General features: G+C 51.7%; 12 protein-coding genes. 5 read left to right on the top strand and 7 right to left on the bottom strand.

What is annotated here, in order from left to right; translation table 11 throughout:
- The first annotated feature begins 55 nt into the window (after positions 1-55).
- On the top strand, positions 56-940 hold the full coding sequence (locus ACMV5I_RS17970) for a LysR substrate-binding domain-containing protein (RefSeq protein ID WP_202672000.1): 885 nt from the start codon (positions 56-58) through the stop codon (positions 938-940).
- Positions 941-1,192: 252 nt separating this feature from the next.
- On the top strand, positions 1,193-2,920 hold the full coding sequence (locus ACMV5I_RS17965) for a SulP family inorganic anion transporter (protein ID WP_414824977.1): 1,728 nt from the start codon (positions 1,193-1,195) through the stop codon (positions 2,918-2,920).
- A 36-nt stretch (positions 2,921-2,956) separates the two neighbouring features.
- On the opposite strand, the gene ACMV5I_RS17960 is transcribed toward ACMV5I_RS17965, so the two are convergent.
- From ACMV5I_RS17960 to dcuC, 6 genes are all read right to left on the bottom strand, one after another.
- Entirely contained in the window at positions 2,957-4,606 is a 1,650-nt protein-coding gene (locus ACMV5I_RS17960) for a Na+/H+ antiporter (RefSeq protein WP_024483960.1), read from the bottom strand.
- A gap of 184 nt (positions 4,607-4,790) precedes the next feature.
- The gene (locus ACMV5I_RS17955; protein ID WP_039995975.1) at positions 4,791-6,152 is read right to left on the bottom strand and encodes an NCS2 family permease; all 1,362 of its coding nucleotides are present in this window, start codon (positions 6,150-6,152) and stop codon (positions 4,791-4,793) included.
- A gap of 388 nt (positions 6,153-6,540) precedes the next feature.
- The gene (locus ACMV5I_RS17950; protein ID WP_202672002.1) at positions 6,541-6,948 is read right to left on the bottom strand and encodes a VOC family protein; all 408 of its coding nucleotides are present in this window, start codon (positions 6,946-6,948) and stop codon (positions 6,541-6,543) included.
- A gap of 46 nt (positions 6,949-6,994) precedes the next feature.
- Complete coding sequence (locus tag ACMV5I_RS17945) at positions 6,995-7,663, bottom strand: glutathione S-transferase family protein (protein WP_202672003.1); 669 nt, start codon at positions 7,661-7,663, stop codon at positions 6,995-6,997.
- The gene (locus ACMV5I_RS17940; protein ID WP_121607987.1) at positions 7,638-8,114 is read right to left on the bottom strand and encodes a lipocalin-like domain-containing protein; all 477 of its coding nucleotides are present in this window, start codon (positions 8,112-8,114) and stop codon (positions 7,638-7,640) included. The genes ACMV5I_RS17945 and ACMV5I_RS17940 overlap by 26 nt, the downstream gene beginning before the upstream one ends.
- Before the next feature lie 104 nt (positions 8,115-8,218).
- A complete protein-coding gene (gene dcuC / locus ACMV5I_RS17935) occupies positions 8,219-9,691 on the bottom strand; it encodes a C4-dicarboxylate transporter DcuC (RefSeq protein ID WP_121607988.1) in 1,473 nt (490 codons plus the stop codon).
- A 204-nt stretch (positions 9,692-9,895) separates the two neighbouring features.
- Between dcuC and ACMV5I_RS17930 the strand changes: the two genes are divergently transcribed.
- Positions 9,896-11,242, top strand: coding sequence for an adenylosuccinate lyase family protein (locus ACMV5I_RS17930; RefSeq protein WP_121607989.1), 1,347 nt, complete (start codon positions 9,896-9,898; stop codon positions 11,240-11,242).
- Positions 11,243-11,310: 68 nt separating this feature from the next.
- On the opposite strand, the gene ACMV5I_RS17925 is transcribed toward ACMV5I_RS17930, so the two are convergent.
- Positions 11,311-12,234 (bottom strand): LysR family transcriptional regulator, encoded by a 924-nt coding sequence (locus ACMV5I_RS17925; RefSeq protein ID WP_024483967.1) that lies wholly within the window; start codon positions 12,232-12,234, stop codon positions 11,311-11,313.
- Positions 12,235-12,597: 363 nt separating this feature from the next.
- Between ACMV5I_RS17925 and bhsA the strand changes: the two genes are divergently transcribed.
- Both bhsA and ACMV5I_RS17915 read left to right on the top strand, forming a co-directional pair.
- A complete protein-coding gene (gene bhsA / locus ACMV5I_RS17920; RefSeq protein ID WP_024483968.1) occupies positions 12,598-12,858 on the top strand; it encodes a multiple stress resistance protein BhsA in 261 nt (86 codons plus the stop codon).
- Positions 12,859-13,064: 206 nt separating this feature from the next.
- A complete protein-coding gene (locus ACMV5I_RS17915) occupies positions 13,065-13,814 on the top strand; it encodes a 3-oxoacyl-ACP reductase family protein (RefSeq protein ID WP_261170148.1) in 750 nt (249 codons plus the stop codon).
- The last annotated feature ends 161 nt before the right edge of the window (positions 13,815-13,975 follow it).

The following is a 13,975-nucleotide window of genomic DNA, read 5'->3' as shown; positions in this document are numbered from 1 at the left end:
CATCATGCCATAAGGGAATAGTTTCCCGGCGGCACCGCCTTCAGGAGAGCCCAAAGTGGATGTCCGCACCCTGCGTTATTTTGTGGAAGTGGTCCGCCAGCAAAGTTTCACCCGCGCGGCCGAGAAGCTGTTTGTTACCCAACCCACCATTAGCAAAATGTTGCGCCATCTGGAAGATGAGTTGGAGTGCACACTGCTGGTACGCGAAGGGCGCAAGCTGCATCTCACCGACAGCGGGCAAGCGGTCTATCAGCGCGGCCTGGCGATCCTGGATGAGTTCCGTCAGTTAGAGGCCGAACTGGATGACATCAGCTCGGTGAAAAAGGGTGTGCTGCGGCTGGGTATTCCCCCCATGGTCGGCAGGCAGATTGCCGGTTTGATCCGTCAGTTCCGCCAGACCTATCCGGGTATCGAATTGAAGATCTCCGAGCTGGGCGGCCTTTCGGTTGAACAGGCGGTGTTAACCGGAGAGTTGGACCTGGCGATGACGATACTGCCCGCAGTATCTGACCAGCCGTTGACCTTTTTGCCCCTGCTAAGCCACCCGATGTGCGTGGTTGTACCAAAGACGACACACTGGCTCAACCGCACCAGCATCGCGATCAATGAGCTGGCCGAGTGGCCAATCCTGATTTATAACGAAGACTTCACACTGTATAAAATGCTGATGGCCGCTTTTCAGCAGGCGGGCTTCGAACCCAAGATTGCCGTACGCAGCGGCCAGTGGGATTTTCTGGCAGCGATGGTGCAGGCCGGAGTGGGAATTGCCACCTTACCGGAGCCAGTCTGCCAATGGCTGGATAAAGAAAACCTGATCTGGCTGCCGCTGGAGCCACGAATGGAGTGGCAAGTGGGGCTGATCTGGCGCCAGGGCAGCTACCTTTCGCACAGCGCCCAGGCCTGGATTGCCTGCTGCCGCGAGTATTGGCCTCAGCCTTAATAGTCTTCTTTTTCCCCTCACCCCAACCCTCTCCCCAAAGGGCGAGGGAGCCGATTCAGAGCGCCTATCAAGTAGCGTGATCAATCTGTGGCCCGTAAAGTCCCTCTCATTCCATAACAGCAGCAAATTCACGTCATAATCCCCTGCTATACTTCGGCTAATGCTCGCCAAAATCACTAAAAAACCGCTGATTTACTCTTCCGGCCAACGAAAGAGACAGCATGCCCCTTTATTCAGCCGGATGGAAAAGATATGCAGCGGAAATCCCTCCAGAGTATCGCTCCTGGCCTGATGAACCTGCTCGCTTACGAGCGTAGCTGGTTGAAACCTGATATCCGAGCTGGCCTCTCGGTGGCGGCAGTGGCATTACCGGTGGCGATTGCCTACGCCGAGCTGGCTGGCGTGAGCGCCATCGTCGGGCTTTACTCCTGTATTCTACCGATGATCGCCTACGCCATTTTTGGCTCATCGCGTCAGTTGATCGTCGGACCTGATGCAGCCACCTGCGCGGTCATCGCCGCAGTAGTCACTCCGCTAGCGGCTGGCCATACCGAGCTGCACTGGCAATTGACCATCGTGATGACCCTGATGATGGGAACCTGGTGCCTGATTGCCAGCCGCTTCAAGCTGGGAGCCATTGCTGACCTGCTGTCACGCCCGATCCTCAATGGGTTGCTCAACGGCGTGGCGCTGACGATTATCGTCAATCAGATCAGCAAGATATTCGGTTTTTCCTCACCCTCCAGCGAGCTGATTGAACGCATTTACGCACTGCCGGTTAACTTACTCAACAGCCATTGGCCCACGGTGCTTATGTCACTACTGACGCTGTTGATCCTGCTTGGCGTCCACTATGCCCGGCCTAACTGGCCCGCCCCGCTGTTCGCCGTGGTGCTGACGACGGCGTTGACCTGGGCGGCGAATTTGCCGCATTTTGGCATTGAAACGGTTGGGGGCTATACCGGTGGCGGTTTGCCCATGGTGTCATGGCCGGATTTTAAACCCGGGCTACTGCGCGATCTGGTGATCCCGGCGCTCAACCTGGCCGTCGTCAGCTTTGTCAGCATGATGCTGACCACCAGGAGCTTTGCGGCAAAAAATGGCTACGAAGTTGACGCCGACAGCGAGTTTCGCGCACTGGGGCTGGTGAATATCGTCTCCGGGCTTTCGCAGGGATTCGCCATCAGCGGTGCCAACTCCCGTACCGCCGTTAACGATGCCAACGGCGGCAAAAGCCAGGTGGTCTCGGTGATTGCCGCGCTGGCGATCGCTTTGGTAGTGGCATTTTTTAGCGAGCCGCTGCAGTTTATCCCCATCCCGGTACTCGGCGTGGTGCTGATTTACGCCTCTTGGTCGCTGCTGGATATGCGCAGCATTTTCCGGCTGCGCAAACGCAATCGCCCCGCGTTCTATCTGGCGCTGTTTACATTCTTGAGCGTGCTGCTGGTAGGGATCATTCCCGGTATTGGGCTGGCGGTGCTGCTGGGCCTGTTACAGTTTCTACAGACGGTTTTCCGGCCTACCGAGCAGCTGCTGGGGGTCAATGCAGACGGTATGATCCATTCGCTAGGTAAGAGCAACGGCATCCAGCCGGTCGATGGCGTCATTATGTACCGCTTTAATTCGCCGTTGACCTACTTTAACGTCGCCTATTTCAAGCGACGGATCACCACTCTGGTAGATGGATCGCAGGACCAGCCACGTTGGGTGGTGATTGACGCGGTGGCCAGCTTCACCCATGCGGATATCAGCGTGCTCGCGGCTGTCGAAGAATTGAAGCGGGATTTACAACTGCGTGGGATCGGCCTGGTACTTGCAGGCCGCCGTACCGAATTGACACGCTGGTTTCGCCTGGATCGCTCCGGCAGCAAGGAGAATAAACTGATCCTGGTTCCCGACCTGTATCTGGCGTTGAAGCTGATCCAAAGCAAGGAGAGTAAAGCGCAAGGGGAGCGAGATGCCGAAGCCTTGGCTGAGTAAGATAGGGGCCGCATAGCGGCCCCCGTACAGATGTGGCTAGCCTTCTCGCTCAACCAGCAAGGCTTCCAGCAGATCGAGATCGTGCAGCAGTTTTTGCAGCGTCTCGTTGCTGATTTTTTGCGTGGCGCGCAGGTGATAAAGCTCACCACGCTCCGCCCGCAAGGCGGTCAAACGGAAACGCCGCTCGAGATTTTCCAACGCCAGCGCATTTTCGATATCGTCTTTACTGGCAATACGCCGCCGCAACATTCCGGTCACCCTGGAACTGACCTCTTTGAGCACCTGCGGATCGAGGTTTTCCTCGGTGTCTGCCACCAGCCGCTCTTCCATCTTGTTGATACTCTCAATCGCCACCTCGGCAGCCATGGCAATCGCCATGCGCTCTTCGGTCTTGCTGGCGCTCTTGTCTGCGACATGCACCCCGCGCAGCAATAACGGCAACGCCAGTACGCCAACGATCAGTGACAGCAAGATCACCCCGGCGGCGATAAACACCAGTTGATAGCGCGCCGGGAAGGCAGTACCATCGCTAAGTAACAGCGGGATAGAGAGCACACCGGCCAGCGTAATCGCCCCACGCACGCCAGCGAAAGAAGCGACCCACAGCTCACGTATGCTGTAATCGCCAAACTGTAGAGGGCGCTTTTTCATAAAGCGATTACTGGCCTTTTTCATCACCCACAGCCAACTGAAACGCAGCACCAGCAGCGCGGCGTAAATAATCGCCACGTCGGTGAACAGATACCAGGTCTCGATAGTCGGATCCAGTTCAGCCTGCACAATCGAGGTTTCCAGGATCCCCGGCAGCTGCAGCCCCAACATGATGAACACCATGCCGTTGAACACGAACTCCAGCATCGCCCAGACGCTGTTAGCGCGCAAACGCATAGCCAGTGGTGCGTTACGGATCACGCCAGACTGGCTGATGGTCATCCCCGCCGCGACGGCAGCCAGAATGCCGGACACGCCGATATGTTCGGCAATCAGATAGGAGGCAAAAGGCAACAGCAGCAGCAACACAATCTGCGTGGCCGGATCGTCTCCGCTCCAACGGCTCATCACGCGCAGCGATTTACTGTAGGTCCAGGTCACCGCTACACCGGCGAGCAGACCCCCGATCGCCACCTTCAGAAACTCCATGGAGGCACCACCGACGGTGAACACCATGGTGCCCATCGCCACCGCGATGGCAAATTTTAACGATACCAGGCCGGAAGCGTCATTCATCAACGCCTCGCCTTCCAGCACACTCATGATGCTTCTGGGGATGCGCCCTTTGCCAACAATACCACCCAGAGCAACGGCATCGGTAGGTGACAGCACCGCCGCCAGCGCAAACGCAGCAACCAACGGAATACCCGGTACCATCATGTAAATGAGATACCCAACTCCAACAACGGTGATCAACACCAGCACCAATGCCAGCCCCAGGATTTCACGTCCGTGGTGCAGGAATTCGCGTGTCGGTGTTTTCCAACCGTCGGCAAACAGCAATGGCGGAATAAACAGCACTAAAAACAGTTCGGGGTCAAAATCAACGTGCAGCCCGAAATTCGGCCAAGCTAACAGGGCCCCAATGGCAATTTGCATCAAGGGTAACGGGATCTGGAACGGCAACATGCGTGTTACCACCCCAGACAGGGAGACCACCAGGATCAAAATGAGGATTGTAAAAAATATTTCCATGCTTTCCTTAGACTCTTAAGTTCAGATCACCAAAGCGCGCGGGTAATAGTGTCCGAATAGTAGATCACTTTTTTTCTCAGTTATAAAGCTTGTTGTGCCTTTCAAAACACGTCGCAGCAAAGAGGGAGAATAGTCTGAAGGAAATGAACAACGGGGCCGGAGGATGGCCCCGTAGAAGAAAGGCTTAAATTGCCCAACCACCCGCATAGAATGCCACCAGCGCCACCGCGATTAACACGGTACCGATGTTCAGCCTGCGCCATTCACCAGAGAACACGCGGCCAATCACCAGCGAGCTGAAGCCCAGCATGATGCCAGTCACGATGTTACAGGTCAGCACGATAAACACCGCGCACAGCAAACCGGCCATGGCGTCGACAAAGTCGTCGAAATCCAGCTTGGTGACGTTGCTCAACATCAGCAGGCCAACGTACATCAGCGCAGGAGCGGTGGCGTACACTGGCACCAGATAGGACAGCGGCGACAGGAACAGGATCAGCAGGAACAACAGACCGACCACGGTGGCCGTCAGGCCGGTTTTACCGCCCGCCGCCGTACCCGCGGCAGATTCGATATAAACCGCGGCAGGTGCAGCCCCAACCAGCCCGGAGAAAATGCTGCTCAGGGAATCAGAAGTCAGCGCTTTGCCACCGTTAATGATCTGGCCATCTTTATCCAGCAGATTGGCCTGCCCGGCGACCGCACGGATGGTCCCCGTGGCGTCGAACACCGCAGTCATTACCAATGCCAACACGCTTGGCAACACCACCGGTTGTAACGCCCCCATGATATCCAGGCTGAAGATCAGCGATTTACCATCCGGCCCCGCCAGGCTAGGCATGGCGAACAACCCTTGGTACTTCACCGCCGGGTCGAAAATCAGGCCGATAACCGAGATGGCAATAATGACCAGCAAGATGCCGCCAGGTACACGCAGTTTTTCCAGGCCGAAGATCACCGCCAAGCCGATTAACGTCATCACCACTGGAAACGAGGTAAATGCTCCCAGCGCTACCGGCAAGCCATCCAGCGGATTTTTCACCACCAGGCCGACACCGTTAGCCGCGATCAACAGCAGGAACAGGCCGATACCAATACCGGTGCCGTGCGCCACTCCCATTGGCAGGTTACGCAGGATCCAGGAACGGATACCGGTAATCGAGATGATGGTAAACAGGATCCCCATCAGGAATACGGCGCCCAACGCCACGGGAATGCTGATCTGCTGACCCAGCACCAGACTAAAGGCGGTGAACGCCGTCAGTGAAATGGCACAACCAATCGCCATCGGCAGGTTGGCCCACAAGCCCATCAGCAACGACCCCAAACCGGCAACCAGGCAGGTGGCAACGAATACCGCAGTCGGTGGGAAACCGGCTTTACCCAGCATGCTGGGAACCACGATCACCGAGTAGACCATCGCCAGGAAGGTGGTTAATCCTGCCACCACTTCCTGACGCACGTTGGTACCCCGTGCTGTAAGTTTAAAATACGCATCAAGCCCGCCTTTAGGTGTCACGGCGTTATTTGCTTGAGAATTCGACATGTTGCTGTCCCCTGTTTTTCATTGCTGCCAGCCTGGATGAAATGGCTTGTTATCCCACTGATGCATGGTCATTACGAAACCGTTTCCGTCACGTTCGCTTCCTTACCCTTCAGGAACGCGGCAACAGACGCCGTGTAAAAGGCAAACGTTTAACTCTCATCGCATGCAGCGGGTGATTTATGGTGGTCTTATCCCCAAAAATCCCAAACGCTACTGGGAGGGATTTTCAAGGCAAACGATTATCTAGCCTTCTATGCCGTCTGATCAACTAAAGATCGCGACAATTTATGCGAAAACGCATTGGCAACGCTCATTGTTGAAGATGTGAGGTTTATCACATTACGACTTGAAGAGGGGAGATCGCCCCGACAGCTTGGGGCGGAAAAGATTATTGCGATTGCATCGCCTGCTCATCCATGTACATCAATTCCCAGATATGACCATCCAAATCCTGGAAGCCATGGCCATACATAGTGCCGTAATCCTGCGGCTGATTATAAGTATTGCCACCGGCAGCAATGGCTTTGCGTACCAACGCATCTACCGCTGCACGACTGGGTTGCGACAGGCAAATCAGCACTTCCGTCGCTTTGTTGGCATCGCTGATGGGATTGGGGGTAAACAGTAGGAATTTCTCGTGAGTCAGCAACATCACGTAAATACTCTCACTCACGACCATGCAGGCGGCAGTGTCATCGGTAAACTGCGGGTTGAAGATAAACCCCAGTTGGCGGAAGAACTCGATAGAAGCGGGCAAATTGCGGACGGGCAGGTTAACAAAAATTTGCGTAGCCATGGGCTACCTCCTATGAAAGTGACCCTATCGAGTATAGTTCAAGCCTTCAACCCAGCACGCTAAACGGCCCCCCCTGTTCCAGAGCACGCTGATACGCAGGACGCGCGTGAATGCGTTGCAGATAGTTTTGCAGTTTCGGGCACCCCTCCAGCCCGCCTCGCCCAGCTAACGCCTCCACCGGGAAACTCATCTGGATATCCGCAGCGCTGAATTCATTGCCTACAAACCAGGTGCTTTTATTCAGATGTTGCTCCAGATAATCGCGATGCGTCGCAATCTGCTTATCCAGATACTCTTTCTGTACCCCTTTACCGATCGCCCCGGCAACCGGGCGTATCACCCATGGGATTGGCGGGTGTCCTAAACGGCTAAACACCAGTTTCATTACCAGCAGCGGCATCAACGACCCTTCTGCATAGTGCAGCCAATAGCGATACTCCTGGCGAGCGTGGAAATCCGTGGGCGTGAATAACCCTTGCGCGTCATAGGCTTCCTGCAAATATTCAATAATGGCGCCCGACTCGGCCAGCGTCAGATCGCCGTCTACCACTACCGGCGATTTACCCAACGGGTGGATCTTTTTCAACTCGGGCGGTGCCAACATGGTGGTTTTATCGCGTTGATAACGTAGAACCTGATAAGGAACACCGAGCTCCTCCAAGAACCACAAGATGCGCTGCGAACGCGAGTTATTCAGATGATGCACGATAATCATGGTTTTCTCCCTCGACGGCCTGGAGCCGTTGCCACACCAATTCGCCAATCTGCACGCTGTTATCCAGCTGCAACGGTACGGTGCGTAATGTGAGTGTCTCGCCAGTGAAACTGTAGAAGCGGATCTGCTGGCTACCTAGCCAGTTGGGGAACGAACAGCCCTCGACCCGATGAATGACGCACTGTTTATCTTCATCAATCCGATAGCGGCCAAAATAACAGAGCATATTCACAAAGGCGGTGCGGATCTCTCGATCGCTGCCCTGCGCCAAATCCTCCGAGGCAAACCTTGGCCGCGTTGCGCTATAGAGCTGCGCTGCCATGGTGCCGTTGGCCTCATAGTTGAGCCGTCCCAACACCTGCTCGCCCAAAGGGTGATGTATTGCCCCATCCTCCCCTTTGAATACGGAAGAAACCAGCGCCCAACTGCCAATGAACCGGTCTGCCATCATCACATACACTCCTTAAACGCCCTGGTTAAAAGGTAGTTGTGATTTCAACTATCGCCAATGATGCCTATGAATGAGTTTAATGCTCTGACTTTGGCCTTATTCACTCACAAATAGGACAGAGAAAGCACCATCATCAGGACATAGGCAATGGTTAATTGCACACAGTTTCTTTTGATTATCTGGAACGGCGTCACCCCTACAAAGCCAGACACGGCGATAATAACACCTGAAATTGGCGAAAAGCTCCGCCCTAAACTGGCTGAAAAATGCAACGGTACCAACATCTTAAACACCGAAATGCCCGCACCTTTCGCCACTTCAGCACTAAGAGGTGCAAAGGCATTAAACACCGTACCGGTCCCCATGATCACTGAGCCACAGAAAATCAGTAAACTAAACAGAACGACGATGACCGTGGCATAGTGACCCTCATTAGGAATAAAGCCAAACAACGTATCAATAAAGCCAATTTTTATAATCCCCGCCACCAAAACCTGAGCACAAAGCAGAATAGAGACCACGGTAATAAAAGACTGCCCCATCTGATCGAATAGCCCAAGCACCTTATCGGTTGATTTCTTGAGGTCGAAGGTTCTGATTGAATCAATCAGGAAAGCAATAAAGAACGATAAAATAATCGCCGAAACCACATCAATTTTAATTTGCAAATAAGAGGGGAGGTACTCCTCCACCAGGCTGGAGAAAACGAAGAGAATGATCATTGGAACGACAGGCAGCAGAGCATAATATGTCGGAACATCCCTCGAAATGTCAGCGTTCTTGGCCTGGTTTTCGCTATCATCTTCATTTACAGCTTCTTTCCTGTCCCAGTATGCCTGCATCACCATATGAGATATCCCGATGACAACGAAGAGGATGGCAACAATAGGGACCTGCTTATCCACAAAGAATGAAAACAGGTCATATCCAGTGAGTTCGGAAATCAGCACACTCCCGGTAGCGGATGGCCCATAGTCAATACATATGCCAGAGGCAATCACTGAGGCTACAGCCGCTTTTGAACATCCAATAGAACGTAAAACCGGATATAGCGTTGTGAGCATCAAAAGAGCCAACCCTGAAGGGCTTGAAATAAACAAGGCTAAAACCTGCATCAGGATATAACAACAGCCTAAAAGTACGTACTTCGCATTGATTCTCTTGAGGGGCTTAATACAAACCCCGACCAGTTTTGCCGAAGCACCAATATCGTTCATGTATCTTGAAAAGCCGGCAATAACCATAATAATCAAGCCAAGCTTGGAAATGCTATCGGAAAAAAGCACTTTGATTTCAATGAAGATATCAATAAATTTGGAACCAGACGCTGCCTTGGTAATACTGACATCAGGAAAGGCAATAACCGTTGCAATCAAGAGAATAATGCCCCCGGTTAAAATCACAGCTTGAGCATAGTATTTCTTTGCGATGCCGGCGCAAACCAACACAATCACCAGAAAGGTGATAGCAAGAATAAAGGGTTTGTCACCAAACAGGTGCTTCAACGCGCCAAGCGCCATTAACCCCATGATAATAAACAATATCTTTTTAGCTTGATTCAACATTACCCTTTGCATGATGACTCACCTTTGCATGAAGTAGCACCCGACAACTATCATTACCTTTATGATATGATCACATAACCAATAAAACATGTGATAACGATCTCAAAAGCAATAAAACGCAATAAAACGGCAGATCACGGTTGACTACGCTGCTTTTTCACACCAATAATCAAAAAAGGAATACATACATAACCAAAATGTAATGAGAGGTATGTTATGAATACGGGTATGTTCGAATCATGCATTACCGGCCACTGGTTCAATCCCCAAGCGGTTGAACTCTGGTCTGATGTTAAAACTATACAAGCATGGCTAGACGTCGAAGCGGCTCTTGCTCAAGCACAGGCAAAATTGGGGGTCATCCCCGAAGAGTGTGCGCAAAAAATAACTCAATCCGCTAACGCAGATTTGCTGAACATTGACGCTATCAAGCAAGGGATCCGGGAAACTTGTCACCCGTTCGTACCGGTCTTAAGAGAGTTTGAACGTGTCTGCGGCAAACAAGCTGCGGGCTATATTCACTGGGGGGCCACCACTCAAAACATCTTTGATACGGCTGCGTCTTTACAGCTTCGTGCCAGCCATAACCTCATCACCGGTTATCTGGAAAAGGCATTGCTCTCTTTTTCCGCACTGGCTTTAAAATCAAAGAGCTACACTCAGGCGGGAAGAACTCATGGGCAGCACGCCCTGCCAATCACTTTTGGCTTTAAGGTCGCGTCATGGTTTGCTGAACTTCAGCGCATCAAAAACAGGCTCTCCAATGCCACGTCAGAGGCTTTTACTGTCAGCCTGGGAGGGGCCGTAGGAACCTTCTCTGCCATGGAAGGCAAAGGCCGGGAGATTCAGGAGGGCATGGCTGCCTTACTTAATCTGACATCCAACACGATCCCGGTACGCACCTCCAGCGACTCACAAACACATTACGTCGCCATTCTTGGGCAATTGGCGAGCTTTACTGAAAAAGTCGCTCAGGAAATCATTTTCTTGCAAAGAACGGAACTGGCCGAACTGGAAGAAAGTTTCCATCATGGCAAGGTTGGCAGCTCCACGATGGCCCAGAAGCGTAATCCGCAAAATGCGCAAAACCTGGTTGGCCTTTCACAATTGCTACGCGCCCGTGTTCCCTTATCATACATGGCGATGCTCAAAATGAATGAAGGTGACGCTGCGGAAAGTAATGTGATGGATGTCACTCTTCCCGAAGTGGCTATTCTGGCAGTCTCGATCAGTGAAAATCTGTTTAAACTGATCGACGGATTACAGGTTTATCCGGAAAAAATGCTGGAAAACATCAAGCTGACCAAAGGCCTTATTCTCTCAGAATCTATCATGATGGCTCTTGCCAAAGACATCGGCCGTGCCGAAGCACACCATATATTGTACGAAGCCGCCATGGAGTCGGTGTTAACTGGCGCAGCGTTTTCCGATTGCATTCGTGCTCAACTCATCAAGGAAGATGTCGTTGCAACAATAGATATCGATAAATTACTTGATGAGGCAAGCTATATCGGGGAAGCCGAGAGCTGTGTTGATTTTGTCTTGCAGAATGTAAAAAGATAAACAGCTCTTTACCCATGCTGCCTCTGGTATATCCGAAGGGCTCATTTATACATCAATGAGCTCTTTCTTCATTTTGAAAAATGTTGTACAGACTGCAAATCATCAGTCACATACTCTACGTAATCACTGCAGTAGGGGTTTAAGATATTGGGCAGATAGAAAAAGGCCATTTCATCGTAAATCTCCACATCAATGTCTTTGATAATGATGTTATCGTTGGACTGATGGATGACTGGGAAATTCGGCACCAAACATAACCCCAGATTTTCATTGACAAAATTCAGAGCCACCAGCGAATCCGACACCTCTGCTATAACGTTGGTTTCGACACCAGAACCACTAAATGCTTTCATAACTTTGGAAAACAAAATATTCCTTGTGGTATACATAATAATATTTCTGAAATTAAAATCTGAAAGCACCAGTTTTTCTTTCTTTGCCAATTCATGATTTTTGTGCATCATACACACAATTTTGGATTTAAATATTGGCTCTATCGTTAACTCTGCCAGGTTGTTATTTATATCTGCGTTAGCCAGTGCAATATCGGCCCGCCCTTCTCTGAGCAAATTCATCATATCGACAGAGTTCACCACACTAAATGAGACTTTGACATTACTCCTTTCTTTAGCATAGCGAGCTGTCAGGGGGGCGAGATAGGAATACGCAATGGTTGGGGTTGTGATCACTTTTAACGTCTTGCTGGACTTACTGGCCCAATTGTTATCATCGATTCTCTCGAGGGAGTTAAAGATATTAACGATTTCCTCATAAAAAAACAGAGCATCTTTGGTGGGGTTCAGGCGCCCTTTCTCACGGGTAAATAGTGTCTTACCCAACTTTTCTTCAATACTGGCAACCGCCTTACTGACTGCAGGTTGACTTATTCCAAGGGACTCGGCAGCCTGGGTCGCAGAACCTTTCTCAATAATAGCCTTGATAATTTCAAAATCTCTCAAAGAGGCCGATCTTATCGATAGATTATTCTTCATGCCTGCTTCCCGATACATAGCTTAACGTTAGTGGGCTGACCTAACTGGTTGGTCATTGTAACAAGGAAAATGAGTAAAACTGAAGAAGAAACAAGCCCCAGCACTTGTTCGCCCAAAGGGTATTGCGTTGCCCCCTCCCCTTTAGATACCCAATAAATCGTGCTGCTTTCATGAAAGACACTTCTCAAGCGGCCAGTTAGTAGATAGCTGCCCTTTCAACTTTCGTCCTCCCTTTCAATAATTCAGTTTATTTGATGTAGATACTCAAAACTCTCCGATTTTCCATTCCCGCCAAGTGGCCTATCATTCAACACATCGAGAGAAAACAGCCTCTCACCTAACAAAACCCCTGAGGATTGAATCATGAAAAGCATCAAAATTTTTGCTACCGCTGTACTGTTAACTTCCGCTTCTTTCGCCAGCGTTGCCGCTGACCAGGTCACCAGCCAACCAGCTGCCGACTCACAAAAAATCGGGGTGGTTTCCGTAAGCGGTGCCAGCAACCTGAGCGCTCTGGAAGCCGAACTGGCAAGCAAAGCTGCCGCATCCGGTGCCAACTCTTACCGCATCGTTTCCGCCGGTGGCCAGAACAAACTGTACGGCACAGCAGAAATCTTTAACTAATCGTCAGATTACGAGCCCCGCAAGGGGCTTTTCGCGTTTTAGCGGGCGGCAAAACCCAGACTCACCAAACTGCTCTATAATTTACCAGCCAACCGGTACTTTCCAGACAGAGCCCTGCTCACGGCACACTCTGGCAATTCCCAGCCCGTTCTTTCCCGATACTGCTTTTGCGATTCAATAACCTTCACGACTTCTGGAGAAATATCATGTCAGTAACGCAATTTCTGTCAGGTAGAGTGGCTTTTGTCCAGGGTGGTTCACGCGGTATCGGTGCCGCCATCGTTAAACGCCTGGCACGTGAAGGCGCAACCGTCGCTTTCACCTACGTCACCTCCCCTGATAAAGCCGATGAGGTGGTTGAAGCCATTACGGCGGCTGGCGGTCAAGCCATTGCCATCCGTGCAGACAGTGCCGACGCTGAGGCTCTGCAACTGGCGATACGCCAGACGGTAAACAGCTTCGGCAAGCTGGATATTCTGGTGAATAACGCGGGCGTGCTGGCAATGGGTAGCCTGGAGGAATTGTCGTTAGCAGATCTGGATCGCACGCTGGCCGTTAACGTCCGCAGCGTATTTGTCGCCAGCCAGGAAGCCGCACGCCATATGAACGATAATGGTCGTATTATCAATATCGGCAGCACCAACGCCGAGCGCATGCCGTTTGCCGGTGGAGCGATCTACGCCATGAGCAAGTCGGCGCTGGTCGGTTTAACCAAGGGTATGGCTCGCGATCTGGGCTCACGCGGCATTACCGTCAATAACGTCCAGCCCGGCCCGGTAGATACCGATATGAACCCGGCAGATGGCGACTTTGCCGAACTGATGAAAACCATGATGGCCATTGGCCGCTATGGCAAGGATGAAGAGATCGCCAGCTTTGTGGCTTATCTGGCGGGGCCAGAGGCAGGATATATTACCGGCGCCAGCCTGACGATTGACGGTGGCTTCTCGGCGTAATGCGCTCTAAAGCAAAAAAGCCCCAAAAAGGGGCTTTCAGACTGATGACGAACCCCATTATTTTGATGGGGTTCGTTGTTTTTAGCGACCGTAGGTCGCGATCGCGATATTTTCCCACCACACTGCTTTTTGCTTTTTCTGAGGGCCTCTATGGGGCTCCT

It is taken from the genome of Serratia sp. T13T92, from assembly GCF_047530105.1.
Lineage (GTDB): Bacteria > Pseudomonadota > Gammaproteobacteria > Enterobacterales > Enterobacteriaceae > Chania > Chania fonticola.
The sequence above is the reverse complement of the archived record's forward strand: the minus strand, read 5'-3'. Positions and strand labels throughout refer to the sequence as shown.

Excerpts from the sequence above, each read along its gene's own strand:
- ACMV5I_RS17965 (WP_414824977.1), top strand. The coding sequence starts at position 1,193 with ATGCAGCGGAAATCCCTCCAGAGTATCGCTCCTGGCCTGATGAACCTG.
- ACMV5I_RS17960 (WP_024483960.1), bottom strand. The coding sequence starts at position 4,606 with ATGGAAATATTTTTTACAATCCTCATTTTGATCCTGGTGGTCTCCCTG.
- ACMV5I_RS17955 (WP_039995975.1), bottom strand. The coding sequence starts at position 6,152 with ATGTCGAATTCTCAAGCAAATAACGCCGTGACACCTAAAGGCGGGCTT.
- ACMV5I_RS17950 (WP_202672002.1), bottom strand. The coding sequence starts at position 6,948 with ATGGCTACGCAAATTTTTGTTAACCTGCCCGTCCGCAATTTGCCCGCT.
- ACMV5I_RS17945 (WP_202672003.1), bottom strand. The coding sequence starts at position 7,663 with ATGATTATCGTGCATCATCTGAATAACTCGCGTTCGCAGCGCATCTTG.
- ACMV5I_RS17940 (WP_121607987.1), bottom strand. The coding sequence starts at position 8,114 with ATGATGGCAGACCGGTTCATTGGCAGTTGGGCGCTGGTTTCTTCCGTA.
- dcuC (WP_121607988.1), bottom strand. The coding sequence starts at position 9,691 with ATGCAAAGGGTAATGTTGAATCAAGCTAAAAAGATATTGTTTATTATC.
- ACMV5I_RS17930 (WP_121607989.1), top strand. The coding sequence starts at position 9,896 with ATGAATACGGGTATGTTCGAATCATGCATTACCGGCCACTGGTTCAAT.
- ACMV5I_RS17925 (WP_024483967.1), bottom strand. The coding sequence starts at position 12,234 with ATGAAGAATAATCTATCGATAAGATCGGCCTCTTTGAGAGATTTTGAA.
- bhsA (WP_024483968.1), top strand. The coding sequence starts at position 12,598 with ATGAAAAGCATCAAAATTTTTGCTACCGCTGTACTGTTAACTTCCGCT.
- ACMV5I_RS17915 (WP_261170148.1), top strand. The coding sequence starts at position 13,065 with ATGTCAGTAACGCAATTTCTGTCAGGTAGAGTGGCTTTTGTCCAGGGT.